General features: G+C 67.2%; 19 protein-coding genes. 12 read left to right on the top strand and 7 right to left on the bottom strand.

Annotated elements, in window-relative coordinates:
• Positions 1-15: 15 nt before the first annotated feature.
• From NWF24_RS29005 to NWF24_RS28985, 5 genes are all read right to left on the bottom strand, one after another.
• Positions 16-1,230: a YbdK family carboxylate-amine ligase gene (locus NWF24_RS29005; RefSeq protein WP_258351541.1), complete on the bottom strand. Its 1,215-nt coding sequence runs from the start codon at positions 1,228-1,230 to the stop codon at positions 16-18.
• Positions 1,227-2,498 (bottom strand): cation:proton antiporter, encoded by a 1,272-nt coding sequence (locus NWF24_RS29000; RefSeq protein WP_258351540.1) that lies wholly within the window; start codon positions 2,496-2,498, stop codon positions 1,227-1,229. The genes NWF24_RS29005 and NWF24_RS29000 overlap by 4 nt, the downstream gene beginning before the upstream one ends.
• Complete coding sequence (locus tag NWF24_RS28995) at positions 2,495-4,480, bottom strand: site-specific recombinase (RefSeq protein ID WP_258351539.1); 1,986 nt, start codon at positions 4,478-4,480, stop codon at positions 2,495-2,497. Before NWF24_RS28995 ends, NWF24_RS29000 begins: the two co-directional genes overlap by 4 nt.
• A 120-nt stretch (positions 4,481-4,600) precedes the next feature.
• On the bottom strand, positions 4,601-4,996 hold the full coding sequence (apaG, locus tag NWF24_RS28990; protein ID WP_093054165.1) for a Co2+/Mg2+ efflux protein ApaG: 396 nt from the start codon (positions 4,994-4,996) through the stop codon (positions 4,601-4,603).
• Positions 4,997-5,045: 49 nt separating this feature from the next.
• Positions 5,046-6,425 carry an RDD family protein gene (locus NWF24_RS28985; RefSeq protein WP_258351538.1) on the bottom strand — a complete coding sequence of 460 codons (1,380 nt, stop codon included), beginning with the start codon at positions 6,423-6,425 and terminating at the stop codon, positions 5,046-5,048.
• A 108-nt stretch (positions 6,426-6,533) separates the two neighbouring features.
• Here NWF24_RS28985 and rpe point away from each other — a divergent pair, with 108 nt between their 5' ends.
• Positions 6,534-7,229 carry a ribulose-phosphate 3-epimerase gene (gene rpe / locus NWF24_RS28980; protein WP_093054169.1) on the top strand — a complete coding sequence of 232 codons (696 nt, stop codon included), beginning with the start codon at positions 6,534-6,536 and terminating at the stop codon, positions 7,227-7,229.
• On the opposite strand, the gene NWF24_RS28975 is transcribed toward rpe, so the two are convergent.
• Positions 7,219-7,485, bottom strand: a complete 267-nt coding sequence (locus tag NWF24_RS28975) for a hypothetical protein (protein WP_258351537.1) — start codon at positions 7,483-7,485, stop codon at positions 7,219-7,221. The genes rpe and NWF24_RS28975 overlap by 11 nt on opposite strands.
• Positions 7,486-7,633: 148 nt before the next feature.
• On the opposite strand from NWF24_RS28975, the gene NWF24_RS28970 reads away from it, so the two are divergent.
• The 6 genes from NWF24_RS28970 (at position 7,634) to NWF24_RS28945 (ending at position 16,157) form a co-directional block, all read left to right on the top strand.
• Positions 7,634-8,644 (top strand): succinylglutamate desuccinylase/aspartoacylase family protein, encoded by a 1,011-nt coding sequence (locus NWF24_RS28970; protein WP_258351536.1) that lies wholly within the window; start codon positions 7,634-7,636, stop codon positions 8,642-8,644.
• A gap of 73 nt (positions 8,645-8,717) precedes the next feature.
• On the top strand, positions 8,718-9,662 hold the full coding sequence (gene ku, locus NWF24_RS28965; RefSeq protein ID WP_258351535.1) for a non-homologous end joining protein Ku: 945 nt from the start codon (positions 8,718-8,720) through the stop codon (positions 9,660-9,662).
• Positions 9,663-9,677: 15 nt separating this feature from the next.
• Complete coding sequence (ligD, locus tag NWF24_RS28960; protein WP_258351534.1) at positions 9,678-12,170, top strand: DNA ligase D; 2,493 nt, start codon at positions 9,678-9,680, stop codon at positions 12,168-12,170.
• A 76-nt stretch (positions 12,171-12,246) separates the two neighbouring features.
• Entirely contained in the window at positions 12,247-13,599 is a 1,353-nt protein-coding gene (locus NWF24_RS28955; protein ID WP_258351533.1) for a cytochrome c, read from the top strand.
• Between the two features lie 39 nt (positions 13,600-13,638).
• The gene (locus NWF24_RS28950) at positions 13,639-14,373 is read left to right on the top strand and encodes a gluconate 2-dehydrogenase subunit 3 family protein (protein WP_258351532.1); all 735 of its coding nucleotides are present in this window, start codon (positions 13,639-13,641) and stop codon (positions 14,371-14,373) included.
• Between the two features lie 2 nt (positions 14,374-14,375).
• The gene (locus tag NWF24_RS28945; RefSeq protein ID WP_258351531.1) at positions 14,376-16,157 is read left to right on the top strand and encodes a GMC family oxidoreductase; all 1,782 of its coding nucleotides are present in this window, start codon (positions 14,376-14,378) and stop codon (positions 16,155-16,157) included.
• A 10-nt stretch (positions 16,158-16,167) separates the two neighbouring features.
• Here the strand turns inward: NWF24_RS28945 and NWF24_RS28940 are convergent, their stop codons facing one another.
• Positions 16,168-16,986, bottom strand: a complete 819-nt coding sequence (locus NWF24_RS28940) for a transglutaminase-like domain-containing protein (RefSeq protein ID WP_258351530.1) — start codon at positions 16,984-16,986, stop codon at positions 16,168-16,170.
• A 289-nt stretch (positions 16,987-17,275) separates the two neighbouring features.
• On the opposite strand from NWF24_RS28940, the gene NWF24_RS28935 reads away from it, so the two are divergent.
• The 5 genes from NWF24_RS28935 (at position 17,276) to NWF24_RS28915 (ending at position 26,733) form a co-directional block, all read left to right on the top strand.
• Positions 17,276-17,428, top strand: coding sequence for a hypothetical protein (locus tag NWF24_RS28935; protein WP_258351529.1), 153 nt, complete (start codon positions 17,276-17,278; stop codon positions 17,426-17,428).
• A 35-nt stretch (positions 17,429-17,463) separates the two neighbouring features.
• On the top strand, positions 17,464-19,650 hold the full coding sequence (katE, locus tag NWF24_RS28930) for a catalase HPII (RefSeq protein ID WP_258351528.1): 2,187 nt from the start codon (positions 17,464-17,466) through the stop codon (positions 19,648-19,650).
• Positions 19,651-19,823: 173 nt separating this feature from the next.
• Positions 19,824-22,634, top strand: coding sequence for an ExeM/NucH family extracellular endonuclease (locus tag NWF24_RS28925; RefSeq protein ID WP_258351527.1), 2,811 nt, complete (start codon positions 19,824-19,826; stop codon positions 22,632-22,634).
• A 163-nt stretch (positions 22,635-22,797) separates the two neighbouring features.
• Positions 22,798-24,942 (top strand): CHAT domain-containing protein, encoded by a 2,145-nt coding sequence (locus NWF24_RS28920; protein ID WP_258351526.1) that lies wholly within the window; start codon positions 22,798-22,800, stop codon positions 24,940-24,942.
• Positions 24,943-24,957: 15 nt separating this feature from the next.
• A complete protein-coding gene (locus NWF24_RS28915) occupies positions 24,958-26,733 on the top strand; it encodes a ShlB/FhaC/HecB family hemolysin secretion/activation protein (RefSeq protein ID WP_258351525.1) in 1,776 nt (591 codons plus the stop codon).
• Positions 26,734-26,735 lie beyond the last annotated feature (2 nt).

The following is a 26,735-nucleotide window of genomic DNA, read 5'->3' as shown; positions in this document are numbered from 1 at the left end:
TCGACCGGTCGCGGCTCAAGCCTGCCCGCGAAAGCGCAGCGACGCCTGCCGGACCACCTCCGCCAGCAGCCGCTCCTTGCCCTGCTTCTCGCGCAGCCAGCGCGCGTCGTTGCGGTTGGCTTCCACGCTGGTGCGCAGCTCGCCCAGGGCCTGCGTGGCGTTGAGCGCCTCGCTGTGCCATTCGAGCTGGGTCATCGTCATCAGGATGTGGTCGCGCAGCGGCATGTGCTGGCCGGTGGCCGGGTCGACGTACACCGCGTCGAGCCCGAAGCGGCAGGCCTGGAAGCGGTTGTAGGTGTAGACGAGGTAGTCGTCTTCCGTCGGCTCGAAGGGCTGCTCCTGCAGGAACCACGCTGCCAGCGACTGCACGTAGCCCGCGAGCGCGGCGGCGCGCTCGACGGTGAGCGGCGTGTCGAACACGCGGATCTCGATGGTGCCGAACTCGGGCTTGGGGCGGATGTCCCAGTAGAAGTCTTTCATGCTGCGCACGACGCCGGTGCGGGTCATGCGCTCGAAATACGCCTCGAATTCCTTCCAGCTCAGCGTGAAGGGCGCGCGGCCCGACAGCGGAAACGCGAACACCGAGTTCAGCCGCGCCGAGTCGAACTGCGTGTCCTGCCCCTGCACGAAGGGCGAAGACGCCGACAGCGCAATGAAGTGCGGGATGTAGCGCGACATGCGGTGCAGCATCAGCAGCGCAGCATCGGCGTCGGGGCAGCCGATGTGCACGTGCTGGCCGAAGATGGTGAACTGCTTGCTCAGGTAGCCGTACAGCTCCGACAGTTCGCGAAAGCGCGGTTTGTCATAGATGCGCCGCTCGTGCCACTGCTGGAACGCGTGCGTGCCGCCGCCCACCACCGCGATGTTGAGCTTGTCGGCATTGCGGATCAGCGCTTCGCGAATGGGCGACAGCTGCGTGATCACGTCCTGCGCCGAGTGGCAGATGTCGGTCGAGATCTCGATCATGCTCGACGTCATCTCGGGCACCACGCTGCCGGGCAGCGGGGTCTGCGCCATCAGGCGCAGCATGTCCTCGGCGTAGGGGGCCAGGTCGTAGTCGTGCGTGTTCACGAGCTGCAGCTCCAGCTCCACGCCGAGCGACAGCGCCTCCGACTTGTTGAAGGGTTCGAGCTTGACCGCGCGGCTCTCCGGGTCTGAAGGCAGCGGTGCCGAGCGCACGTCGTCGCTGTCCGGGTCGACGGGGCTGTTGTTGTTGACTGCGGTGCTCATCGCTGCGTGTCCTCCGTGATGCTGAAGGCCTGGGGCATCCAGGGCACCGAACTCTCGCCCACCGCATGGATGGCCACCGTGGCGAGCATCGCGCCCACCACCTCCATCAACAGAATCGAGGGCAGGGCCACCTGCGTGATCATCGTGCCCAGCAGCGGCGATGCTGTGGCGAAATTGGAGGCAATGAGCAGCGCAATCGACGACAGCGGCGACATCGCGCAGCCGACCCAGAAGGCCTGCTTCCAGCTTGCGCCGCTGCCCGGGTTGGCGATGGCCACGCCGGCGATCTTGGCCAGCAGGCGCACGCCGATCACGGCCAGCACCACGCTGGCCACCGGTAATGTCCAGTCGGCCTGCGCCGCAACGATCGATACCAGCACGAACATCAGCATGGTCAGCAGCGAAGCCGCTGTGCCCAGCTGCCGCTGCCAGGCCCAGGGCTTGGGGTTGAGCGTCTTCAGCAGCACGCCGCCGATCAGCGCGGCCAGCGGCGCCGAGCCGCCGATGTGCGCGGTGAGCGCGGCGCCCGCCGCGATGATCGCCAGCAGCAGGATCGACGTGTTCTCGCTCGACGGGCTCATCACCCGCAGGGCCGAGCGCAGCGCCAGCGCCATGATCCCGCCGACCACGAACGAAAGGCCCAGCACTACCGCCACCGGATACAGCTTCTGCAGCATCGTCTGCGGCGCGCGCTCGATCAGCCCGGCCTGCGCGTAGCCCAGTGCCAGCGCGTAGAAGGTGTTGAGCGTGGCCAGCGTCATCGCGCGTTCGGTCACGGGGCCGGCGGCGCGGGTGTCGATGATCACGCGGCTCAGCACCGCCGGCGAGGCGACGATGGCCATCAGCGCGATCGGGTTGGCCACCGGCTCGGGCAGGCCCAGCAGCGTGAGCACCCAGTACACGCCGAAGTAGGTCAGCGTGGCTTCGAGCAGGCTCTGCACCAGCACCATCGGGTTGTGGCGGAACCAGCGCAGCGGCAGCCGCCCACCGGCCTCGAACAGCACCACGGCCACGCCGAGTTCGAGCAGAAAGAGGCTGATGCCCCGTAGCGGCCAGATCGCGCCTTCGAAGCCGGCAAAGCCCACCACAGCGCCCACCAGCGAATAGCCGATGACCTTGGGAAACCCGAGATAGCGTTGCACCAGGTGGCCGGAAGCCGCCGCCGCCGCCAGCAGCAGCGACCACAGCACGGTGGGCAGGCCCGCCGAGGGGCGCACCCATTCGGACCAGAAGCCCAGCAGATCGTTGAGGAAGCTCGTCAAATTCATCCAGGCAGGAAAAAGCTCACCGGCCGGCTGCGCCAGCGGGCCCAGATCGCGCTGCGGATGCGGGCGCGGTCACCGAGGCTCACGCTGTGCGCGCGCAGCGCCAGGCGGAAAGCGAAGTAGAAACTCACGCTCACATTGAGCGCGCCAATGACCGGGATCGCCGCTACCGCCCACCACAGCGCGGGCTGCTGCAGCACCCCGAGGCCGGTGGATGCCGCGGCTGCGGCGATCTGTCCGGCCGAGAGTGTCACGTGCCGTACATCAAGGCCAAGCCCGAAGAAACCCGCGAACGCGGGCAGCAGCCCGAGCATGAGTCCCAGCGAGATGTTGGAGGCGAAGCCTGAGATGTGTGTGCGCATGAAATCGGCCCAGCGGCGGGCCCGTGCGGCGCCGAGAAAAGCGCCGATGCGGGGGTTGTAACGCATGGCGGAGTCCATGCGATGCAGGACAAAGGCGTTTTCTGTCCATCCGGCGACGATGCTGGCCGAAAACAGCAGGATGCCGGTGATTGCCGCATAAAGCGCGGTCGGCCCGGCCAGCGAGAGTGATTTCAGCGTGGCCGCGGCATGCGCGGCGTCGAGCAGGGGCCGCTCCAGCGCCAGCTGGGCCAGCAGGGCGATGCCCACCACCGCCGGCACCACCACCAGCACATTGCCCAGCACCGCCGCCACCTGCGAGCGCACGAGGTTCGCGACCTCATCGACGAAATCGCTCACCGCGCCGTCCGAATCGATGTCGCGCAGCCGCGCCGCCATGGCCGGCGCCGTCATCGCGGGCTGCTTGGTGGCCAGCGTCAGGTGCAGCAGCTGGATTGCGACGAAGCTGGCCGCATACATCAGCCCCGCGCCCAGCCCGCTCCAGAAGGCCGACAAGCCCAGCGCGTAGATGCCGAACTTCAGCAGCACCGTGATGGCCGTGAGCGCGCCGCCGCCCGCGGCCTTCTTCACCATCTGCAGGTAGCTGGCGCGGTCGCGGGTGATGTAGTGCTCGCCGGTCTCGGCGCTGCGCTCGGTCACCTTGGCCGCCAGCATCGACGAGTTGGAGGCGATCAGCGCGCGGATGCTGTTGCGTTCGCCGCCCGCCAGCACCAGCCGCCCGACCAGCCGAGCCACGCTGGGCGCGGGGTTGGGCGCCATCAGGCAGTCGAGCAGTTCGCGGATGCGCAGCACCCGCTCGCGCAACTGGCGCAGCCGGAACACCAGCCCGACCGAGATGCCGTTGTCTTCCAGGTGCGTGTAGACCGAGGCGGCACCGGCCCGGCAGGCGTCGAGCCGGTCGCGGAAGGCCAAGAAGGCCGCCTGCAGCGCCTCCTCGTCGCGGGGCTCGCCGGGCCGGTCGAACATCTGCTCGCGCAGTTCGTCGAGATCGGCCATCAGCGAATGAAAAGGGCGCCCCTGGCCCAGCACCTCGGTGCTCATGCGCAGGCGCAGCTCCGGCGAGAACCCGGCCGCCACCACCTGGCTGCTGCAGTAGGTGACGGCGTCCATTACCGTGTGGCGCCAGCGCGGCGCGCCGTCGTCGTCCAGCGCCGCGTCGGCCAGCAGCGCGCCGATGCGAGCCAGCTGCGTCTCGTCGAGCAGAGCGATCCAGCCCGCGTCGAACACGCCGGGCAGCACCATGCGGAACAGGTCTGACGCGTCGGTGGTCTCGGGCGTGCCGGGCAGGATCTTGCGGCGCAGCCGCTCGCCCAGCTCGCTGGCGAAGGCGGTGCGCGGGGCGAAGCCGTAGTCGGCCAGCAGCGTGGTCAGGTCGACCGCCTGCGTGAACACGCGCCACCAGGCGCGCAGCCGCTCTCGCAATTCGGGCCGCGCCTCGATGGCGTCGAGCAGCAACTGCACGCGGCCGATCGCCGCCTGGGGCGAGGCGCGGTCGCCGCGCAGCCAGTCGAAGATATTGATGAGCCAGATGTGGCGCTGTGCCACGTCGGCTGTCGGGTCGAGGCCGGCAAGCAGCCCCTGCAAGTCGCGCGATGCGGCAGCCATGGAACGATCTCGTCAAGCGCCGGGGAACACCGCGGAACCGGCTTTGCCGGGCCGCAGGTGTTGCCCCCGGGCGAGGGGGGTGGCGAAGCGACACGAAGTGCGCGAAGCCTGGGGGAGTACCTAGTGAAGCACGCGGGAGACGGGGGCTCCGCCCACGTCCGCTTCGAGCACGAACATCGGAATCGGCACGTCGAAGCGCTCGCCTTCTTCCGTCACCACGAAATAGCTGCCATGCATCGTGCCGCTGGGCGCCTGCAGGCGGCAGCCGCTGGTGTAGCGGAAGGATTCGCCGGGCGCCAGCAGCGGCTGCTGGCCGATCACGCCCAGGCCCTTGACCTCCTGCGCATGGCCCGAGGCATCGTTGATGAGCCAGTGGCGGGCGATCAGCTGGGCAGCCACCGTCCCCGTGTTGGTGACGGTGACCGTGTACGAGAAGGTGTAGATGTTGTCCTTGGCCGACGACTGTTCGGCCAGGTAGCGCGGTTCGACTTGCACGCTGAAGGGGCTGTGTGACATGGGCGCGATGGTAACTGCAGGCCCTCTCCCCCACGTCCGCCGGGCGATGTCAGACCGTGTTGCCCTTCGGCGTGCTCTCGGGCGCTGCGGCCGGAACGGTCTGGAACAGCAGGTCGCGCAGCGCCGCGGTGGCGGCCGTGTCCGGGTCCCGGTCCGAGGTGCCGACCAGCACGATGCGCCAGACCTGGGTGCCGCTCTTCAGCAGCGTGGCATCCACGTGCCGCGAGGCGTCCGCGGTCATCGCACCCTTCATCTGCAGGCCCAGGCGGCCCTTGACGTTGATGGGGCGCGCGCGTGCGTCCAGCTCCATCGACGGGCGCACCGCCATCGCCCAGATTCGCTGGTACTCGTCCAGGCTCACCTGCTCCATGCCACCTTCCACGGCGAAGACCGCGACCACGGTGTCCGAGAAGAAGGTGTGAACCACGTCGCCAGTGGTGTTGGACTGCTCCCGGTATTGCCACCCGCGCGGGATGCTCGCGCGCAGCTTCGTGACGGGGTTCGTCCACTCGAAGCCGGCGTAGAAGCGCATGCTTCTTTGCGCCTCGCGCTGGTTGATGAAGACCACGCCGGCCACGAGGCCCGCCAGTGCGGTCACGGCCAGGCCCGTGCGCAACACGCCCGTTCCCGCCGCCTGCACCAGGTAGCGCTTCGCGTCGTAGGTGGCAGGGCGGCCCTCCTTCACCTCGAAGAACTGGCGGCCCATGGTGAACAGCGTGACGAAGGGAATGCCCAGGCCGAGGCCGGACAGGTACATCCACGCCACGCGCCCCAGGTACTGGAGGAAAGTGGGCCGCCCGCCGTCGTGAAGCCTGACCCGCACGCCGAACAGCAGCTTGCCCAGCGTCGTGCCGAACAGGCCGAAGACGATGGCTTCGAAGACCAGCGCCACGGGCAGGAAGATGATCCCGAGCGTTGGCGTGGACGACGGGTTTTCCATCCACAGGCCGAAGGCCGGCCAGATGCGGCCCACCACCGCGGCCATGAAGAAGCCGGCGGGCAGGCACATCGTCCAGACGTCGAAGAGACGGGCGAAAAAGCGGCGCCACGGGCCGGCCGCCGGCAGGCCGGGGGTGCGCCTTTGCGGTGCGGGTGCCTCCAGGGGACCGTCGGACAGCCACGGTTCCGGGTCGGGTCGCGCGGACTGCGGCGCGGGCATCGGGCGGTCCGGGGCTGGTTGCTCGTCGGGCAAAGGCGGCGCCTCGCGCACTGCGGCGGGCCCGAAGTCCTGCAGCAGCACGGGTTCCATGCGCATGCCGGGCAGCATCAGTTCCTCGACCTGGTGCAGGGGCTTCCAGGCCAGCCGGCCCGGACGCCAGACCAGCGTCTGCGCGTCGATGATGCCCGTGCGAATGCGTTCATGGATCTGCGCGCTCGACAGCGGACCCTGCCTGTCTTCGCCCTGTGCGTACCACCAGCCCTCGTCCATGGAAGCTCCCCCGTCCTGTAGTGCCGCCCTCTATGGGCCACACAAATGTATCGGGAAGTACTCCTTGCTCCAAGGACAAGCGGGCGGGGCTGAAGCGACAATCGGGGCATGAGCACCCCGTTTCGCATCGCGCCCTCCATCCTGTCCGCCGACTTCGCGCACCTCGGCAAAGAACTGACCGACGTGATTGCGGCCGGCGCCGACTGGATCCATTTCGACGTGATGGACAACCATTACGTGCCGAACCTGACCTTCGGCCCGATGATCTGCCAGGCACTCAAGCCCTACGCCAAGACCGCCGACGGCACCCCGGTGCCCGTCGACGTGCACTTGATGATCCAGCCGGTTGACGCACTGGCGGCCTCTTTTGCGCAAGCGGGCGCTGACTACATCAGCTTCCACCCCGACGCCTCGCCCCACACGCACCGCAGCATCCAGGCCATCAAGGCGGCCGGCTGCAAGGCCGGGCTGGTGTTCAACCCCGGGCTGGGGCTCGAGGCGCTCGACTGGGCCATCGACGACATCGACCTGATCCTCATCATGAGCGTGAACCCCGGCTTCGGCGGCCAGAGCTTCATCGATTCGGCCCTGCGCAAGATCGAACTCGCGCGCAAGCGCATCGAGCAGAGCGGACGCGACATCCGCCTCGAGGTGGACGGCGGCATCAAGGCCGACAACATTGCGCGCGTGGCCTCGGCCGGCGCCGACACCTTCGTGGCGGGCAGCGCCATCTTCAACGCCAAGGACTACGGCGCCGTCATCACCGACATGCGCAAGCAGCTGGCCGGCGTCGTCAGCGCTTGATCTTCCCGCTCTTGTAGACGCGGTTGGCCTCCAGCCCGCGGTCGGTATCGACCAGGCCGCGCTCCACGTCTTCATGGGCCTGGCGGCCCACCTCGGTCGGACGGCCGTCCGGCGTCTGCTGGCTGTCGGACGACTGGTCGTGCTCGTGTGGCAGGCGCGGCGCCGATTCGCCGCCTTGCTCCACCTTGGTATTGCCGCCGCTGGCATCCTTTTGAGGATCGGCCGGCGCGGTCTTGCTCTTGCTGCTCTTGCTCATGCGGGGCTCCTTCAATGAAGAACGAGCCTGCGTCGCGACCGCCGCCTGGTCGGTAGGACATGCAAGCCAGCCCCTGTAGGTGTTGCGGTCTGCTATGAAATGAGTAGCGCCTTTGCGCGCAGGGAAGGGGCTCCGCAATAATCCCCGGATGTCCTCCGATCCTTCAGATCCATTTGCCGGCATTGCCACCGACAGCCTGCGCATCCACGCCTTCGCCTCGCTGAACCCCGGTCCCCGGTTGCTCGTGATGGGCGGCGTGCATGGCGACGAAGTCTCCGGCACCCTGGGCATCGAGCGCATCCTGGCCGAGTTCGAGGCCGGCACGCTGCAATTGAAGCGCGGCGAGCTGACCCTGGTGCCCGTCGCCAATCCGCTCGCACGGCGCCGACTGCAGCGCGAGGGCGAGCGCAATCTCAACCGCCTGTTCCGCCCCACCGAAGCACCCGTCGACTACGAAGCCCGCGTGACCAACGTGCTGGCCCCGCTGATCGCGCGCCACGAGGTGCTGCTCGACCTGCATTCCTTCCAGAGCGAGGGCGAGGCCTTTGCCATGATCGGCCCGCGCGACAACACCGGCACGCTGGAGCCCTTCGCCCGTTCGTTTGAAGAGGGCCAGCTCGCGCTGCACATCGGCACGCCCATCGTGGTGGAGGGCTGGCTCGACATCTACGCCGCCGGCCTCGCGCAGCGCGCGGGCGGCACGCCGGCCGACGAGGCTGCGCTCGACTTCGGCCGCGGCACCAACGAATACATCCGCAGCCGCGGCGGCTATGGCGTCACGCTCGAATGCGGCCAGCACCTGGACCCGCAGGCCCCCGAAGTGGCGTGGCGCGCCATCCGCCGCACGCTTGCGCTGCTGGGCATGGCGGCGCTGCCCGAAGGGCTGTCGGGCGCGCCGGAACAGCCGCCCAAGCTGCTGCGCCTTGCCAGCGTGACCGACCGCCTGCACGAGGAAGACAGCTTCGTGCGCGACTGGGCCACCTTCGACGAAGTGCAGCGCGGCGAGCCCATCGGCATGCGCCACGACGGCACGCTGCTGAGCGCGCCCGAAGACGGCTTCATCGTGTTCCCCAACGCGATGGCGCTGCCGGGCGCCGAGTGGTTCTATTTCGCGCGCCCGAGCGAGCGCCGGCTCGGGCCGGTGGCCGGCACGGCCTGACGACGCCTGACGCCGCGCTCCTACATCGCCCGCACATGGGCGGCGCACATTCCAAGACTGAAGGAGTGTGCCCATGCCAGTCTCGAAAAAAGCCCCCGCACCGCGCGTCCTGTGGAAGGGCGCCATCAGCTTCGGCCTCGTCCACATTCCGGTGGCGCTGTATTCAGCCACCACCGACCACGGCATCGATTTCGACTGGCTCGACAAGCGGACCATGGACCCGGTCGGCTACAAGCGCATCAACAAGAAGACCGGCAAGGAAATCGCGCGCGAGCAGATCGTGAAGGGCGTCGAATACGAGGACGGCGAGTACGTGGTGATCAGCGACAAGGAGATCGCGGCCGCCTACCCCAAGACCACGCAGACCATCGAGATCGAGACCTTCGTGCCGGCCAACGGCATTCCCTTCGTGTACCTGGAGCGGCCCTACTACGTGGCACCGATCAATCGCGGCGCCAAGGTGTATGCGCTGCTGCGCGAAACCCTGCAGCGCAGCGGGCGCGTGGGCGTGGCGCGCGTCGTCATCCAGACCAAGCAGCACCTCGCCGTGCTGGTGCCAGTCGGCCCCGGCCTCGTGCTGAACCTGCTGCGCTGGGGCGCCGACATCCGCCCGTGGACCGACCTGCCGCTGCCCTCCGAAGACGCGAAGAAGGCCGGGCTGAGCGAGCGCGAGCTCAAGATGGCGAAGCAACTGGTCGACGACATGAGCGCCGACTGGGACCCGAACGAATTCAAGGACGAGTTCAAGGACGAGATCCTGCGGCTTGTCGACAAGAAGGTGAAGGCCGGCCAGACCGAGACCGTGACGCAGCCCGAGCCTGAAGAAGAGCAGTCCACCGAAGGCCGCGGCGCCAAGATCATCGACCTGACCGAACTGCTGCAGCGCAGCCTGCGCGGCAAGGCGAAGGCTGCCGGCGAAGAAGAAGCTCCCCCACCCAAGGCTGCGGCGAAGAAGCGCAAGCCCGCCGCCAAGACAGCAGCGCGCAAGGCCCCGGTCCGCCATCGCCGCGCAGCCTGACGCCGGCCTGCCGCCATGGGCACCACCGCATCGACCGCGCGCAAGGCGCTGGCGCGCTACCACGGCAAGCGCGATTTCACCCGCACGCCCGAGCCCAAGGCCGGCGGCAGGAATGGCAAGGGCGTGCTGTCCTTCGTCATCCAGAAGCACCACGCGAGCCATCTGCACTACGACTTCAGGCTCGAACTCGACGGCACGCTCAAGAGCTGGGCCGTGCCGAAGGGGCCGTGCCTCGATCCGACCGTGAAGCGCATGGCCGTGCACGTCGAAGACCACCCGATCTCGTACGCCGGCTTCGAGGGCACCATCCCGCCGAAGCAGTACGGCGCGGGCACCGTCATCGTCTGGGACCGCGGCGACTGGCTGCCCGACGGCGATGCGCGCAAGGCGCTCGCGGCCGGCAAGCTCAAGTTCGAGCTGCGCGGCGAGAAGCTGCACGGCCACTGGACGCTGGTGCGCATGCACGGCAAGGGCGACGAGAAGCACGAGCCCTGGCTGCTCATCAAGGAGCGCGACGGCGATGCGCGTGCGCTCGACGACTACGACGTGCTCGAAGAACAACCGGCCAGCGTGATCACCGGGCGCGGCGTGGACGAGGTGGACCAGCTGCCGAAGAAAGCCGCAACGAAGAAGGCGCCCGCAAAGAAGACAGCACTCCCCGCCACCTTTCAGCCACAGCTCGCCACGCTCGCAGCCTCGCCACCGCCGTCCCCCAACGACTGGCTCTACGAGCTCAAGTTCGACGGCTACCGCCTGCTCGCGTGCATCGACAAGGGCAAGGTCCGCTGCTTCACTCGCAATGGCCATGACTGGACCGCGAAGCTGCCCACGCTCGCCAAGGCCCTCGCGAAGCTGCCTACCGACTCGGCCTGGCTCGACGGCGAGATCACCGTCGATGGCGAAAACGGCGCGCCCGACTTTCAGGCGCTGCAGAACGCCTTCGACAGCGGCGCGACATCGTCCATCGTCTACTGGCTGTTCGACGCGCCTTTTCTCGACGGCGAAGACCTGCGCGACATGCCGGTCGAGGAGCGCCGCGCACGGCTCGCGCAGCTGCTCGGCAAGAAGCCGCCCGCACCACTGCGCCTGAGCGAAGCCTTCGACGCCTCGCCGCGCGACCTGCTCGCGTCGTCGGCGCGCATCGGCTTCGAGGGCATTGTCGGCAAGCGCAAGGGCTCGCCGTATGTGTCGCGCCGCTCGCCCGACTGGATCAAGCTCAAGAACCAGCAGCGCCAGGAATTCGTGATCGGCGGCTACACCACGCCCAAGGGCACGCGCACGGGCTTCGGCTCGTTGCTGCTCGGCGTGCACGACGAGGCCACCGGGCGCCTGCGCTACTGCGGCAACGTCGGCACGGGCTTCGACGCCAATCGCCTCGCCGACATCAAGACGAAGCTCGACAGACTGTCCACCGACGACTGCCCGTTCACGCCCACGCCGCGCGGCATCAAGGCGCAGTGGGTCAAGCCATCACTCGTGGCCGAGGTCTCGTTCGGCGAGTGGACGCGCGAAGACCGCGTGCGCCAGGCCGTCTTTCAAGGCCTGCGCGCCGACAAGCCCGCTCGCGACATCCGCCGCGAGCGGCCGGAGGAAGAAAAGAGAAAGAGCACCCCCATGTCCCAGCAGAAGATCACCCACGCCGACCGCGTGATCGACAAGCACAGCGGCATCACCAAGGGCGAGCTCGCCGCCTACTACGACGGCGTGGCCAAGCTCATGCTGCCGCACCTGCGCGGCCGGCCGGTGTCGCTGGTGCGCGCGCCCGAGGGCGTGGGCGGCGAGCTGTTCTTCCAGAAGCACCTGCAGAACCGCGAGATTCCCGGCGTGCGCCTGCTCGATCCCGCGCTGGACCCGGGCCACGAGCCGCTGCTGCAGATCGACACGAAGCAGGGCCTGCTCGGCGCCGCGCAGATGAACGTCATCGAGCTGCACACCTGGAACGCCACCTCGCGCGCCATCGGCAAGCCCGACCGCATGACCTTCGACCTCGACCCCGGCGAAGGCGTGGCATGGCCGCAGATACAGGAGGCCGCGATGCTGGTGCGCACGCTGCTCGACGAACTGGGCCTGCCTTCGTTCCTGAAGACCAGCGGCGGCAAGGGGCTGCACGTGGTCGTGCCCATCCGGCGCCAGTACGACTGGGACGCCGTCAAGGGCTTCTCGCAGGCCGTGGTGGCGCATCTCGCGCAGACCATTCCGGCGCGCTTCGTCGCCAAGAGCGGGCCGCGCAACCGCGTGGGCAAGGTCTTCGTCGACTACCTGCGCAACGGCTTCGGCGCGACCACCGTCAGCGCGTGGTCGGCGCGTTCGCGCCCGGGGCTGGGTGTGTCGGTGCCGCTTGCGTGGGAAGAGTTGCCGGAGCTCACGAGCGCTGCGCAATGGACAGTCGCCAACGCGGCGCAGCGCTTCGACATCGGCAACAAGCCCTGGGCCGCGATGGAGCGCAGCCGCAAGGGCCTCGCTGCCGCGATGAAGTTGCTCGGCTATAAAGCCGGAGTGATGCGCTGATCCGAAAGTATCAAGAGCCATTCCTCTTCATCATTTGCTTGACGTCATTCAGCGGCGCAAGGAGACTGCAACGACGATGAAGAAACTTCTGTGGCCTTTCGCAGGCATCACCGTACTCATCATCATTGCAGTGCTGGCTCTTGCGCTGTGGCCCACGACCACGCGGGCCATCGCCGCCGCGTCCGACAGCAATTCGAAAGCCCTCATCGACAAGGGCCGCTACCTGGCCCAGGCGGGCGATTGCGTGGCCTGCCACACGTCGCCGGGCGGAGCGCCATTCGCTGGCGGGCTGCCGCTGGCTTCGCCCATCGGTGCGATGTACAGCACCAACATCACGCCCGATCACGACAGCGGCATCGGCAATTACACGCTCGCCGACTTCGATCGCGCGGTGCGCCACGGCATCCGGATCGACGGCGACTCGCTGTACCCCGCGATGCCTTATCCGTCGTATGCGCGCATGAGTGACGACGACGTTCGCGCGCTGTATGCCTTTTTCATGCATGGCGTGGCGCCGGCCCCGTCGCAACCGCATCCACGCGGCATTGCCTGGCCGCTGTCGATGCGCTGGCCAATGGCGCTGTGGCGCAAGGCATTCGCGCCGCAACCAGATGCCGTGGCCTTCGACGCCGCCCGCTATGCCGACATGTCGGTGGCGCGGGGTGCGTATCTGGTGCAGGGCCTGGGGCATTGCGGCAGTTGCCATACGCCGCGGGCGCCGACGATGCAGGAGAAGGCGCTGGACGAGTCCAGCCCCGAGTACCTGGCCGGCGGGCCGCTCATCGACGGATGGGTGGCGGTGAACCTGCGCGGCAATCCGGCGGACGGACTGGGCGCATGGTCCGTCGCTGACATCGTCGCGATCTTGCGCAGCGCGCGCAACGCGTCGCATGCGGTGGTCGGCGGTGCGATGAACGATGCCATCGTGCACAGCACGCAGCACCTGAGCGACGACGATCTGAAAGCGATTGCTGCATTCCTCAAGACGCTGCCGCCTTCGGCCCATGCGCCATCGTCGTTCAATGCCGACCCTGCAACCGCCAAGGCGCTGTGGCAGGGCGTCAACTCGACGCGCGGCGCCGAGCTGTACGTCGACAACTGCGCGGCCTGCCATCGCAGCGACGGCCTGGGCTACGTGCAGGTATTTCCGCGCATCGCCGGCAATTCCACCGTGCTGGCAGGCGACCCGAGTTCGGTGATCCGCCTGATCCTCGAAGGCAGCAAATTGCCCGCCACGCGTGTCGCGCCATCGGAGCTCGGCATGCCCGGCTTCGGCTGGCGCCTGTCGGACGACGAAGTGGCGCAGCTCGCAAGCTTCACGCGCCAGAGCTGGGGCAACAAGGCTTCGGCCGTGCAGGCCGCACAAGTCGGCAAGATCCGCAGCGCCATCGAGAAGGAGCGGTCCGCGCAGGCCGCTCCCGCGCGTTGATTTGATTGATCGCCTCATGAACCAGACAGGAGCATGCCCGTGACCGCACCGGACTCATCGCAACCACCGTCATCGAGGCGCCAGTTGTTCAAGGGGTTGGGCGCAGCGACCCTCGCCGTCGCGGTGCTTCCCGGATGCGACACCCGGCAGGCAACCGCCGCGCAGGGTGAAGCGCCCACGAGCAGCCCGGCACCGAGCACCTATTCGCCGCGCTTCTTCACCGCAGGCGAGTGGGCCTTCGTCAACGCCGCCAGCGCGCGATTGATTCCGAACGACGCATCGGGTCCAGGGGCGGTGGAAGCCGGCGTGCCCGAGTACATCGATCGGCAGATGGACACACCCTGGGCCACCGGCAAGCTCTGGTACATGCAAGGGCCGTTCAACGCCGACGCACCGGCCACGATGGGTTATCAATCGCAGCTCACCCCGCAGCAGATCTATCGCCTGGGAATCGATGCCGCCAACGGCTTCGTGCAGAAGGCGCAGGGCAAATCCTTCGTGCAACTCGCAGCGGATGCGCAAGATGCGGCGCTGCATGAAATCGAATCGGGCAAGGCCGTGTTCGAAGCCGTGCCGGCCCAGCTGTTCTTCTCGATGCTGCTGCAGAACGTGCGCGAAGGCTTCTTCGCCGATCCGGTGCATGGCGGCAATCGCGGTCTCGCGGGCTGGAAGCTGATCGGGTTTCCCGGTGCGCGCGCCGACTTCATGGACTGGGTCGAGCGCGACGTGAAGTACCCGCTGCCACCCGTGGCCTTGAGCGGGCAGAGAGGCTGAGCATGGCCGGCAACACGATGAAGAAAGCCGACGTGGTGATCGTCGGCTTCGGCTGGACCGGCGCGATCATGGCCAAGGAGTTGACCGAGGCCGGCCTGAACGTGGTCGCGCTCGAGCGCGGCCCGATGCAGGACACGGCCACCGACGGTGTCTACCCCAAGGTGCTGGACGAGCTCACCTACAACATCCGCCGCAAGCTGTTCCAGGACATCTCGCGCGAAACGGTGACGATCCGCCACGGCGTGAACGACACGGCGCTGCCCTATCGGCAGCTGGGTGCTTTCCTGCCCGGCACCGGTGTCGGTGGCGCGGGGCTGCACTGGTCGGGCGTGCATTTCCGCGTCGACCCCGCCGAACTGCGCCTGCGCAGCCATTACGAAGAACGCTACGGCAAGAAGTTCATTCCCGAGGGCATGACGATCCAGGACTTCGGCGTCAGCTACGAAGAGCTGGAGCCGCATTTCGACTTTGCTGAAAAGGTGTTCGGCACATCGGGTAGTGCATGGACCGTGGCCGGCCAGAAAGTGGGAGAAGGCAAGGGCGGCAACCCGTTTGCGGCCGACCGCTCGCACGCCTTTCCGTTGCCCGCGCAGAAGCGCACGGTGTCGGCGCAACGCTTCGGCGATGCCTCGGCGAAGCTGGGCTATCACCCCTATGACCTGCCATCGGCCAACGCTTCGGGGCCGTATACCAATCCGTACGGCTGCCAGATGGGGCCGTGCAATTTCTGCGGCTACTGCAGTGGCTATGTCTGCTACAACTATTCGAAGGCCTCGCCCAACGTCAACGTGCTGCCGGCACTGCGCCAGGTGCCGAACTTCGAACTGCGCACGCATGCGCACGTGCTGCGCGTGAACCTCGCGGCCGATCGCCGCACCGCCACCGGCGTTACCTACATCGATGCGCAAGGGCGCGAGGTGGAGCAGCCGGCGGACATCGTCGTCATCTGCGCGTTCCAGTTCCACAACGTGCGGCTGATGCTGCTGTCGGGCATCGGCACGCCCTACGACCCGGCGACCGGCAAGGGCACCGTCGGGCGCAACTTCGCCTACCAGAACATGGCGACGATCAAGGCCTTCTTCGACAAGGACGTGCACGCCAACCCCTTCATCGGCGCGGGCGGCAACGGCGTGGCGATCGATGACTTCAATGCCGACAACTTCGACCACGGCCCGTTCGGCTTTGTCGGCGGTTCGCCGATGTGGGTCAACCAGGCCGGCGTGAAGCCGATCAGCGGCATCTCGCTGCCCGAGGGCGCGCCCGGCTGGGGCAGCGCGTGGAAGCAGGCCGTTGCCGACAACTACACGCACACGATGTCGATGGATGCGCATGGCGCGCACATGAGCTACCACGACAACTACCTGAGCCTGGACCCGACCTACAAGGACGCCTGGGGCCTGCCGCTGCTGCGCATGACCTTCGACTGGAAGGACAACGACGTCCGCATGACCCGCTTCATGGCCGAGAAGATGCACGGCATCGCGGAGGCGATGGGCCCGAAGGCCGTACGCGTGTTCGTCAAGAACTTCGGCGAGCACTTCGACACGACCAGCTACCAGACCACCCATCTCAACGGCGGCGCGATCATGGGCACCGACCCGGGCACCAGCGCGGTCAACCGCTACTTGCAGAGTTGGGACGTGCACAACGTCTTCGTGCCCGGCGCGTCGGCCTTCCCGCAGGGGCTGGGCTACAACCCGACCGGCCTGGTGGCGGCGCTGACCTACTGGTCGGCCAAGGCGATCCGCGAGCGCTACATCGCCAGGCCCGCGGCGCTGGCCTGACCTGCAAGAGCTACTGCAGCACTTCTTCCGTCGTCACCTCGAAGCGCTGCAGCGTGTTCGCGCCGAACACCATCGTGATCGGCACGTCCGCCGCGTCGCGCCCGCGCGCGATCACCACGCGGCCTATGCGCGGCGTGTTGTGCCGCGCGTCGAAGGTGTGCCAGCGGTTGCCCAGGTACACCTCGAACCACGCGCTGAAGTCCATCGGAAAGCGCACCGGCGGAATGCCGATGTCGCCGAGGTAGCCCGTGACGTAGCGCGCCGGTATGTTCATGCAGCGGCACAGCGTGATTGCAAGGTGCGCGAAGTCGCGGCACACGCCCGTGCGCTCGCGAAAACCCTCCAAAGCGGTGCGCGTGGCCCGTGCATTCTGGTAGTCGAAGCGCAGATGCCGGTGCACGAAGTCGCAGATTGCCTGCACGCGCGACCAGCCCGGCGCCACGTTCGAGAAGTTGGCCCAGGCGAACTGCAGCAGTTCGCCGTCGACCTCGCAATAGCGGCTCGGCAGCACGAAAGGCAGCGTCTCCACCGGCAGATCGGCCGCCGCATGCTCGCTGGCGCTGAAGTCCACCGGGTCGGGCCAGCCGGTGTCGAACACCACCGCGTGGTTGCGCAAACGCACGCTGCTCACCCCGACAGGAACGTGCACGCGCGCGCAATTGTTGCCGAAGCTGTCCTGGTAGTGGTCGGTGGCCATCGGCGGGCTGAGGGTGATGTTCTCGCCGCCTTGCAGGTCCTGGGCACGCGACGGGTGCACCTGCAGCATGTAGATCACCGCCGTGGGGGCGGTGACGCCGAGTTCGATGTCGAAGCCGATCCTGATCTGCATGGGGTTCTTTCTTCCCTGAGGGGATCCGGGCGGTGCGGCCGGTGCGCGAGGCAGTGCGATGAATGACAAGCACGATCAGTGCCGTCCTGTGGGCCCATGCTATGCGACGAATCTTTCAGGCTCCACAGCCAGTACCCGCGAAGCAGCGTAGGCGGGTGCGATGCGCTGTCGGTGCGCTCCTACCTTGCACACACGCTTTCTCCCACAGACGGGGAAGGGCGGCCACTACGGGGTTCGGGCGGTGCGAAACATAACCTTGCAATTCGCTTGCATCCCCGGAGGGACACATATGGAGCTCTTTTCTCATTTCGACACGCTCGCCAGTACCTGGGGCGACGAAATCCTCGTGTGGGCCGTCGCCGCCGTGGCGGGCTGCATATGCCTCGTCGCCGTGGTCAACGTGCTCGACATGTTCCTCGACAGCAACAACGAAACAGGCTGAGTGCCCACCCCATGAAAGATTCCAGCAGATCCACGATGACGCCACAGAACAAGGCCGCCGCAGGCCGCCGTGTCAGCGCCACCAAGGCGAGCGACGGCAGCAACGCCAAGCAGCAGCAACTCGAAGGCTTCACCGTCGAGCATCCGACGACCCTCACCACCAACCAGGGTCTGCAGATACCGGACAACCACAACTCGCTGAAAGCGGGTGTGCGCGGCCCCACGCTGCTGGAAGACTTCATCCTGCGCGAGAAGATCACGCACTTCGACCACGAGCGCATTCCCGAGCGCGCCGTGCATGCGCGCGGCTCGGCGGCGCACGGCTACTTCCAGGTCTACAAGTCGATGTCGCAGTTCACCTGCGCCGACTTTCTCCAGGACCCGGACCAGAAGACGCCCGTTTTCGTGCGCTTCTCGACCGTGGCCGGCTCGCGTGGATCCGCCGATACGGTGCGCGACGTGCGCGGCTTCGCCGTCAAGTTCTATACCCGCGAGGGCAACTACGACCTCGTGGGCAACAACATTCCGGTGTTCTTCATCCAGGACGCGATGAAGTTCCCCGACCTCATCCACGCCGTAAAGCCCGAGCCGCACCACGAGATGCCGCAGGCTGCGAGCGCGCACGACACCTTCTGGGACTTCGCCTCGCTCATGCCCGAGAGCACCCACATGCTGATGTGGGCCATGAGCGACCGCGCCATTCCGCGCAGCCTGCGCATGATGGAAGGCTTCGGCGTTCATACCTTCCGCTTCGTCAACAGCCGCGGCGAGAGCCACTTCGTGAAGTTCCACTGGAAGCCCAAGCTCGGCATCCATGGCCTGGCATGGGACGAGGCGCAGAAGATCGCGGGTAAAGACGCCGACTTTCATCGCCGCGACCTGTGGGAAGCCATCGAGAACGGCGACTTCCCCGAATGGGAGCTCGGCGTGCAGATGATTCCGCAGGACAAGGAACACTCGCTCGGCTTCGACCTGCTCGACCCCACCAAGCTGATTCCCGAAGAGATGGTGCCCGTGCAGAAGATCGGCAAGCTGGTGCTCAACCGCAACCCCGACAACTTTTTCGCCGAGACCGAGCAGGTGGCCTTCCATCCGGGCCACGTGGTGCCCGGCATCGACTTCAGCAACGACCCGCTGCTGCAGGGTCGCCTCTTCTCGTACACCGACACGCAGATCTCGCGGCTGGGCGGCGCCAACTTCCACGAGCTGCCGATCAACAAGGGCGTGTGCCCGTTCCACAACTTCCAGCGCGACGGCATGCACAGGCAGACCATCGCGCGAGGACAGGTGGCCTACGAGCCCAACACGCTGGGCAGCGGCACGGAGTTTCGCGTGGACGGCGGCCAGCACGGCTTCCAGTCTTTTCCCGAAGAGATCGATCCGCCCAAGGTGCGCCGCCGCAGCCCGTCGTTCGACGACCACTTCACGCAGGCGCGCCTGTTCTTCAACAGCCAGAGCGCGGCCGAGAAGGAACACATCATCGCGGCCTTCCGCTTCGAGCTGTCTAAGCTCGAAGTGCCCGCCATCCGCCAGCGCATGGTCGACAACCTCGCGCACGTGGACGAGAAGCTCGCGCGCCGCGTGGCCGAGCCGCTGGGCATCGGCGAGCCCGATGCGAAGGCGGCAGCGGGTCGCGCGGGCTTTCGCGACCACCGCATCGAGCTGCCCATCGACGAATCGCCCGCACTCAGCATGGCCGATACCGGAGACGGTTCGATCCGCACGCGCAAGGTCGCGATCCTCGTGGCCGACGGTGTGGATTCGGCTTCGCTGAAGCCGATACGCGATGCGCTCGAACAGGCGGGCGCGCAATGCAAGGTCGTCGGGCCGCGGCTGGGCACGGTAGCCAGCGCGTCGAAGCGGCAGATCGACATCGACATGACGTTCGCGAACACGCCGTCGGTGATGTTCGATGCGGTGCTGGTGCCCGCCGGGAGCGAAAGCGCCGCTGCATTGGCGGGCATCGGCGATGCCGTGCACTTCATGCTGGAGGCCTACAAGCACTGCAAGGCGATCTGCACGGTGGGAGAGGGCGTGCAACTGCTCTCGACGCTGGGCATTGCCGCCGACTCCGATGCTCCAGCAGGCGTGATCGTGGCCGCCACGCCGGTCACAAACCTGGGCGATGCGACTGCCGCAACGCAGATCGCGCACGACTTCATCGTCGCCATCGCGAAGCATCGGCATTGGGATCGCGTGAACATCGACGCAGTGCCGGCCTAGCAAGCTTTTGACGTATCTGTCTGCAGGCCGCATGCGGCCTGCAGCGCGTGGCGCGCCGCGCCAATGCAGGCAATCACCCATGACGGGTCCGGGTTTCTCGGGGGCTACACACATGGTCCATATAAACGCGCGCTGTCTGCTCGCTGTTTCCCCCTCCATTCAAAGAAACCCACATGACTCATCCCGCACCGAGGCCAATCCGGCAGTTCAAAGCTCTGGCACTGACACTGGTCCTTGCGCTGACCGCCTGCGGCGGCGGTGGTGGCGGCGGGACCTCCTTCCCGGTGATCCCCGGGCCTTCTACGGGCACCACGCAGCCGAACACGCCGCCGCCGACCGACACGGCACCGCCGGTTGCGGAGCAGCCACCGCCCACATGTACCGCCGCTGTCCCGTCCAACGCGCCGGTCACGGCCATTTCATCCGTTCAAGGCACGGGCGACACGAGTCCTCTGGCAACGCAAGCAGTGACGGTGCGTGGCGTGGTCGTCGGTGACTTCCAGAACACCGGCACCACAACCGTGAAGCTGAATGGATTCTTCGTGCAGCAGCTCGTGCCCGATGCCGATCCGCTGACCTCGGAAGGCGTCTTTGTCTATGCACCGAACAGCGCCACCCGTGTGGCCGTTGGCGATTTCGTTCAGGTCTCCGGCGTGGTGACCGAGTTCGGCCAGACCGCAGGCGCCGGGGCAAAGCCCGACAGCCTCACGCAGATTGCCGGCACGACAGCGGACCCACTGGCTATCAGCGTCTGCGCTTCCGGCATTGCCATCAGCCCGACACAGATCACGCTACCGGTGGCCGACGAATCAACGCTGGAGCGCTACGAAGGCATGCTGGTCGAAATTGCGCAGCCCCTGGCCGTGACGGAACTGTTCGAGCTGGGCCGCTATGGCCAGATGGTGCTGGCATTGAACGGGCGGCAGTTCAACGCCACCAACGGCAACGCAGCGGCGACCCATGCGCAGAACCTGCTTTCGCGCATCGTGCTGGACGACGGCTCCTCGCGCCAGAACCCGAGCCCCATTCCGTACCTGAGCGCAGCCGGCACAGACGGCACCCGGCGCATCGGCGATACGACGCAGAAAGTCACCGGCATCCTGAGCCACAACTTCGCGGCCTATCGCATCCAGCCGACGGTGGCGCCCGTGTTCGCGCAGGCCAATCCGCGCTCGCCGACCGCACCGGTCGTCAGCGGCCAACTCAAGGTGGCCAGCTTCAACGTGCTCAACTACTTCACCACGTTCGTGAACGGAGAAACCTCATCGGGCCAGACCGGCCAGGGTTGTTCGTTCGGAACCGGTCCTGCATCCGCGGCCAACTGCCGCGGCGCGAATAACCTGAACGAGTTCCAGCGGCAGCAGGCCAAGATCGTGGCCGCCATTGCGGGCCTCGATGCCGACGTGGTGGGCCTGATGGAAATCCAGAACTCCGACGTGGCAACGAACGACCTGCTGGCTGCCCTCAATGCCAAAGTCGGCCCGAACACCTATGCCGCCGTCAACAGCGGCGTGTTCGGCACGGATGCCATCAAGGTAGACATCCTGTACAAGCCCGCGAAAGTCCAGCGCGTCGGCAACGCAGTTCTTCCGACGGGCACGGATCTGACCGACTACACCGCCGCAAGCGGACGGCCGCCGCTGGCCCAGCGATTCAGCGCGGTGGGCAACAACGGCGGCTTCTGGTTCGTGGTCAACCACTTCAAAAGCAAGGGCAGTTGCCCCACCACCGGCGACGTCGATCAGGGGCAGGGCTGCTTCAACCTGGCGCGCACCCAGCAGGGGACGGCACTGAACAGCTTCGTCGCCAAGCTCAAGCTCATGGACGAGGACGAGACCGACGTGCTGATGATGGGCGACTTCAACAGCTACCTGCTGGAAGACCCGACCAAGGTGCTCGAAGCCGCCGGCAACGAGAGCCTGCTCAAGCGCATGCCCGCCGACAACCGGTACACCTACGTCTTCGGCGGCGAAACTGGCGCGCTCGACCATGCCTATGCATCGTCTTCGCTGGGCTCGCAGGTCAGCGGCGTGAGCGTGTGGCACATCAACGCCGACGAGCCCACCGCGCTGGACTACAACACCGACTTCACCACCGACGACCGCTATGCGCCCACGCCCTTCCGGGCATCGGACCATGACCCGGTGCTTGTCGGCCTGACCCTGGCGGCCGATGCCGCAGTAACGCAGCCCATCGTCAGCGCGTCGATGCCGACGGCCGCAAAGGTCGGGGAAACCTACAGCGTGAACATCTTCGAAGCCACACCCGGCGGCGCGACCACGCTGACTTCTCTTGCAGTCGATTGGGGAGACGGCAGCGGCGCCACGACAGCACCTGGCACCGGCACGGTGACGCATACCTACGCGGCCGCGGGCACTTACAACGTGGTGACCACGCTGACCAACTCCGCCGGCCAGACCGCAACGCAATCGGGCAGCGTGAACGTGAGCGCGGTGGTCGTGGTAGTACCGCCCGGGCCGCCGGACTTGTTCTTCAGCGAATACGTGGAAGGCACGGCGAGCAACAAGGCGATCGAGATCTACAACCCGACCGCATCGGCAGTGGACCTGAGCCTGTATACCGTCAGGCTGTATTCCAACGGCACGGCTACGCCGCCAACCAACTCCCAGGCGCTTTCCGGCTCCTTGCCCGCCGGTGGCGTGCTGGTGCTGGCGAACGCCAGTGCTGCGGCTGCCTTCAAGCCCGCAGGCACACTCACCAGCGGCGTAGTCAACTTCAATGGCGACGATGCCCTGACGCTGGAAAAGTCGGGCGTGGTCATCGATCGCTTCGGTCAAGTCGGCTTTGATCCCGGAACCGAGTGGACCGTCGGCGGAGTCGGCACACTGAACCGGACCCTGCGCCGCAAGCCCGACGTCAAGGCGGGGGATCGAAACCCGGGCCTTGCTTTCGATCCGTCGGTGCAATGGATCGGTTTGCCAGAGGACACCTCCGACGGCCTGGGCGCACACACGGTAAATTGACCTGGCGCAAGCACCCTCTTAGTCCTTTAGCGCTAGACCGTATTGAGAATAGGCGCGGCAGGAGGCCGCTCCTAGACTTTCCCCCCGAGGCCTGAACGGCGCGCACTCCCGCGGCGTCGAACATCCGCAGCAGCGGATGCATGGGCCGCACGCAGGGGGTTCAATGGCGTGGTTTTCAAGATGGGGATGGGAGCGCCCTGCACGTCATCGTGCGGGCTTCGCAGGTGCGCTCGGTCTGGCTGGCATTCTTCTCCTGGGCTACGGCTCTTTGGCATCGGCGCAGCAGGCGACGAGCGCCGAAGCCGCGGCCAGCAAGATGGAGCAGGCCCGACTGGCCGACACCGACACCTTGCTGGCATTGACCAGCGAAGGCGCTGTTCTCTATGGGCAGGACGCGGTCAAGCTCTCGGGCTACCAGTACTGCAGCCAGGCCGTTGCGCTGGCCGAGGCCGGCGAGTTTCGCCAGAGCGTGCGCGCCGCGAGCAAGGCGCTGCACCTGGCGAACGCCACCAACGACCCGAACCTGATGGCCATGGCCAATCGCGACCTGGCCATTGTCTACAGCTATTCGGGCCAGCTCGAGAAGGCCGAAGAGTTCGCACGCGAAGCGCTCAGGCACCAGGCGCGCGACCCCAAGCTGGTGGTCGGCCCCGTGCAGAAGGTGATCGGCGACGTGCGCACGCGCCGCGGCGATTTCTCCGGCGCGGTGCTCAGCTATGACGAGGCACTGGCCAACAGCTCGCCGCGCTACGCGCCGCTGGTGCAGGCCTCGCTGGTCAATGCGCTGATCGAATCGGGCGACCCCGCACGGGCACGCGAAGTGCTCGGCACCATGGCGCCGCCGAAGGACGCACCACTCACCGCGCAGCTCGACCGCACCCGCGCCCGCCTGCTGCTGGCCGAGAACAAGCCGGCCGAGGCGCGCGACATGTACCGCGCGCTCACGGCGCGCCAGGTCGGCGCGGACACCGAGTACTACCGTCTCTGGGCCTGGGACGGTGTGGCGCGCAGCGAACTCGCGCTGGGCCAGAAGCAGGCCGCGGCCGAGGCCGTGGGCCGCGCGCTGGGCGATGTCGACAAGGTGCGCGCCAAGTTCCGCAGCGAAGAATTCAAGATGGGCCTGTTCTCGGACCTGCAGACGGTGTTCGAGCGCGGCGTGGCCGTCTACAGCGACGCGGGCGATGCGCGGGCTGCATTCGAGGTGAGCGAGCACAGCCGCTCGCGCGCGCTGCTCGATGCGGTGCGCGGCCGCGCGAAGATCAACGAGCAGGCCGCCAACACAGTCGACCTTGCCACGCTGCAGCGCACGCTGGCGCCCGACGAACGCGTAGTGCAGTTCCACTCGCTGCCCGACCGGCTCGTGGTGTGGGTCGTGAGCTCGAGCAGCATCACGGAGAAGACGGTGGCGGTGAAGCGCGACGAGCTCAACGAGCTGGTCGAGACTTTCCGCAACTCCATCGTGCGCGGCCGCCGCACCGCCATCACCAACGCAGACAAGCTGGGCGCCGCACTGCTCGGGCCGCTCGGCCTGGCACCGGGGCAGAGGCTGATCGTGGTGCCGCACGGGCCCTTGCACTACCTGCCGTTCCAGGCGCTGCGGCTCGACGGCCGCTACGTCATAGAGACGCATCCGGTGGCGGTGGCGCCGTCGATCAGCATCGCGGTGCAGCTCGCGCAGCGCACGCCGCGCGTGAACGCATCGCTCACCGCCTTCGGCAATCCGCGCATCGAGGACAAGTACGACCTGCCCGGCGCCGAGACGGAAGTGAAGCAGCTCGCACAGCTGTTCCCGCGCAACACCGTGTACATGGGCGCGGCCGCCACCAAGACGCAGTTCCGCGACGTGGCCTCGCGCTCGCCGCTGATGCACGTGGCGGCGCATGCAGAGGCGGATGCGGTCGATCCGCTGTACTCGCGCATCCTGCTGGCCAACGAGGGCGGCAAGCAGAATTTTCTGGAGGCTCACGAGATCCTCGAGCTGCCGATGGACGGCACCGCGCTGGTCACGCTGTCGGCCTGCGAATCGGGGCTGGGGCGCATCGCGCAGGGCGACGAGGTGCTGGGCTTCACGCGCTCGTTTCTCTCGGCTGGAAGCTCCAGCCTGATCGCCTCGCTGTGGCCGGTGTCGGACGACGCGACCGCTGTGCTCATGAGCACGCTCTACGGCGAGCTGGCCAAGGGCCGCGACATCCAGAAGGCCATGCAGGCCGGGCAACTCGCTGTATTGAAGGACCCAAAGATGTCCCATCCCTTCTTCTGGGCGCCGTTCAACCTCATCGGCAACTGGCGCCTGACGGTAGGGAGCTGAGCCATGCGCAATGCCATGAACAGAAACCGCTCCCTTGCTCTTGATCCGCGCAGCGCGCTGCGTCCCGTTGCCTGGGCCGCCGGCGCGCTGGTGTCGGCCATGTTCTTCATGGCTGCCGATCGCGCGCATGCCCAGGAGCAGGCGCAGGCCGAGCCGCAAGCCACGTCGGCCAACGATGCCGGCGACAGCACCGAACTGCTGCCCACCAAGGACCCCTGCGGCACCTGCGACCGCCCGCTCGCGCAAGCAACCGGCGCCGTCGCACCGCAGAGCCTGCCCGCACCACCACGCCCCACAGGCGCGACATTCAAGCTCAACGACCTGCGGCTCAACGGCGTCAAAGCGCTGACAAACGAAGAGCTGCAGACCATCACCGGCCCCTACATCGGCCGCGACGTCACGCTCACTGACCTCGAAGAACTGGCGAAGGCCATCACCGCCCGCTACAAGGAACGAGGCTATTTCCTCGCGCAGGCCGTGGTGCCCGTGCAGACCGTGCGCGACGGCATCGTCGAGATCAGCGTCATCGAAGGCCGCCTCGGCAAGGTCGACGTGGTGGTTGCGCCCGACGCGCCCATTGCCGAGTCGCGCGTGCGCGGCTTCCTCGCGCCACTGCAGCCCGGCGAGGCCGTGAGCGCGCCGGCTTATGAACGCGCGATGCTGCTGCTGTCGGACCAGCCCGGCGTCAAGGTGTCCTCGGGACTGCAGGAAGGAGCGCAGGCCGGCACCACCGACCTGTCGGTCGAAGTGGCGGCCGCGCCGCGCTGGGCCTTCACGGCAGAGGCCGACAACCACGGCACCAAGGAATCGGGCCGCTACCGCGTGGGCGGCACGGCGCGCTGGCTCAGCCCCTTCGGCATCGGCGACAACCTCGACATGCGCGTGATGGTGTCCGACAGCAACGCGCTGCAATACGGCCGCATTGCCTACGAGGCGCCCATCGGCACCAGCGGGCTTCGCGCGGGCGTCGGCCTGTCGCGGGTGAGCTACGAGCTCGGCGGCCAGTTCGTCGACCTCGATGCACGCGGCCGTGCCAACGTGCTCGATTTTTCGCTCAACTATCCGCTGATCCGCCAGCGCCAGCAGAACCTGTTCCTGCGCCTGGGCGTCGATGTGAAAGACCTTACCGACGAACTGCGCGCAGCCGACTTCAGCTCGAAGAAACGCGTCAACGGCCTGAGCCTGGGCTGGACCTGGGAGCGCCGCGACGATCTGCTGGGTGGCGGCTACTGGGCCAGCTCGGGCACGCTGTACCACGGCAACCTCTCGATCCGCGACCCGGAAAGCCGCGACTTCGATCGCAGCATCACCGGCCACAACACCGAAGGCGGCTTCACCAAGCTGAGCTTCCAGCTCTCGCGCCTGCAGGCCATCGTGCCGCGCCACTCGCTGTACCTGTCGGTGGGCGGGCAATGGGCGAGCAAAAACCTCGACGCCTCGGAAAAACTCGCACTCGGCGGCGCGCGCGCGGTGCGTGCCTACCCCTCGGGCGAACTGCTGGTGGACCAGGGCGTGATCGGCACGGTCGAATGGCGCTGGTCGCTGAACGAAGAGCTCACGCCCTTCCTCTTCTACGACGCCGCGCACGGAAAGATCGTGCGCAACCCGACGCCCTACGACGGCATCAACAGCCACAGCCTGCGCGGCTACGGCGTGGGCCTGAGCTGGTCGCGGCCGGGCAATTTCTCGATCAACGCCACGCTCGCCTGGCGCGCCGGCACGCCGCCCGCGCTGACCGATGGCGGTGGCCGCAACCCGAGGCTGTACGTGCAGCTCATCAAGGCGTTCTGACC

It is taken from the genome of Variovorax paradoxus, assembly GCF_024734665.1.
Classification (GTDB): Bacteria; Pseudomonadota; Gammaproteobacteria; order Burkholderiales; family Burkholderiaceae_C; genus Variovorax.
Note: the sequence above shows the minus strand (reverse complement) of the source record. Positions and strands in the feature narration are given on the sequence as shown.

Coding starts and splice junctions, on each gene's coding strand:
- NWF24_RS29005 (WP_258351541.1), bottom strand. CDS start 1,230: ATGAGCACCGCAGTCAACAACAACAGCCCCGTCGACCCGGACAGCGAC.
- NWF24_RS29000 (WP_258351540.1), bottom strand. CDS start 2,498: ATGAATTTGACGAGCTTCCTCAACGATCTGCTGGGCTTCTGGTCCGAA.
- NWF24_RS28995 (WP_258351539.1), bottom strand. CDS start 4,480: ATGGCTGCCGCATCGCGCGACTTGCAGGGGCTGCTTGCCGGCCTCGAC.
- apaG (WP_093054165.1), bottom strand. CDS start 4,996: ATGTCACACAGCCCCTTCAGCGTGCAAGTCGAACCGCGCTACCTGGCC.
- NWF24_RS28985 (WP_258351538.1), bottom strand. CDS start 6,425: ATGGACGAGGGCTGGTGGTACGCACAGGGCGAAGACAGGCAGGGTCCG.
- rpe (WP_093054169.1), top strand. CDS start 6,534: ATGAGCACCCCGTTTCGCATCGCGCCCTCCATCCTGTCCGCCGACTTC.
- NWF24_RS28975 (WP_258351537.1), bottom strand. CDS start 7,485: ATGAGCAAGAGCAGCAAGAGCAAGACCGCGCCGGCCGATCCTCAAAAG.
- NWF24_RS28970 (WP_258351536.1), top strand. CDS start 7,634: ATGTCCTCCGATCCTTCAGATCCATTTGCCGGCATTGCCACCGACAGC.
- ku (WP_258351535.1), top strand. CDS start 8,718: ATGCCAGTCTCGAAAAAAGCCCCCGCACCGCGCGTCCTGTGGAAGGGC.
- ligD (WP_258351534.1), top strand. CDS start 9,678: ATGGGCACCACCGCATCGACCGCGCGCAAGGCGCTGGCGCGCTACCAC.
- NWF24_RS28955 (WP_258351533.1), top strand. CDS start 12,247: ATGAAGAAACTTCTGTGGCCTTTCGCAGGCATCACCGTACTCATCATC.
- NWF24_RS28945 (WP_258351531.1), top strand. CDS start 14,376: ATGGCCGGCAACACGATGAAGAAAGCCGACGTGGTGATCGTCGGCTTC.
- NWF24_RS28940 (WP_258351530.1), bottom strand. CDS start 16,986: ATGCAGATCAGGATCGGCTTCGACATCGAACTCGGCGTCACCGCCCCC.
- NWF24_RS28935 (WP_258351529.1), top strand. CDS start 17,276: ATGGAGCTCTTTTCTCATTTCGACACGCTCGCCAGTACCTGGGGCGAC.
- katE (WP_258351528.1), top strand. CDS start 17,464: ATGACGCCACAGAACAAGGCCGCCGCAGGCCGCCGTGTCAGCGCCACC.
- NWF24_RS28925 (WP_258351527.1), top strand. CDS start 19,824: ATGACTCATCCCGCACCGAGGCCAATCCGGCAGTTCAAAGCTCTGGCA.
- NWF24_RS28920 (WP_258351526.1), top strand. CDS start 22,798: ATGGCGTGGTTTTCAAGATGGGGATGGGAGCGCCCTGCACGTCATCGT.
- NWF24_RS28915 (WP_258351525.1), top strand. CDS start 24,958: ATGAACAGAAACCGCTCCCTTGCTCTTGATCCGCGCAGCGCGCTGCGT.